This is a genomic window from Vibrio sp. TH_r3 (assembly GCF_033101115.1).
GTDB lineage: Bacteria > Pseudomonadota > Gammaproteobacteria > Enterobacterales > Vibrionaceae > Vibrio.
Map to the genome: position 1 here is coordinate 1 of NZ_JAWMPW010000075.1, position 734 is coordinate 734.

Genomic DNA, 734 nt, shown 5'->3' on the forward strand with positions numbered 1-734 from the left:
TTTTCGACCAAGTGACGATACTTGTATAGACACCAATCCATACTGTCTTTGTCTATATCTTGTCCGTAATTGCGTTTAGCAATGACCGTTTCTCCACCACGTTCTTTAACAAAAGTACGGAAAGGTTCGCTGTCATATCCTTTATCACAAACGATGGTATTAATTTCATCGAGTTGTTCAACTAAGCTTTTGGCATGCACTATATCGTGGCGTTGGCCTTCTGATAAATCAAAGCAAATCGGCAGACCACCACTATCCACAGCTAAGTGAATTTTGGTTGAGTTGCCTCCGCGACTTTTTCCTATTTGCTCTGAGCTTTCAGTCGCGGCACCTGTGCTATGTTGATGCGCTCGAACTATAGAGCCATCAAGAAAGACCCATTCAAAATCAGCCATGCTAGATAAGATTCTGAAAAGCTTATCTAAAATCCCTTTCTTTGACCAAATATTAAATCGTCTGTAAACGGTACTCCACTCTCCGAATTCAGAGGGTAGATCTCGCCAAGGAATACCGGTTCTCATTCGATAAAGTATTCCTTCAAATGTCATTCGATGTTCAGTTTTATCGTAAATACGACCTGTACTTTTCATAACTTGGAGTAGCAGTTCCCATCGAATATCAGTTAGTATTGTTCTTGGCATGGTATTGGTTATGGTTTTACTTTTAGCGAAGCAAATTATAACCCTTTACCATGCTGTTTAAAAAATACTCACGAAAGATCAACACGCCCTAAT

At 39.8% G+C, this 734-nt stretch carries 1 protein-coding gene; it reads right to left on the minus strand.

Features of this window, described 5'->3' with window-relative positions; genetic code table 11:
• The coding region (locus R3X26_RS18810; protein WP_317718850.1) for an IS5 family transposase at positions 1-641 on the minus strand (641 nt) is incomplete at its 3' end.
• Positions 642-734 lie beyond the last annotated feature (93 nt).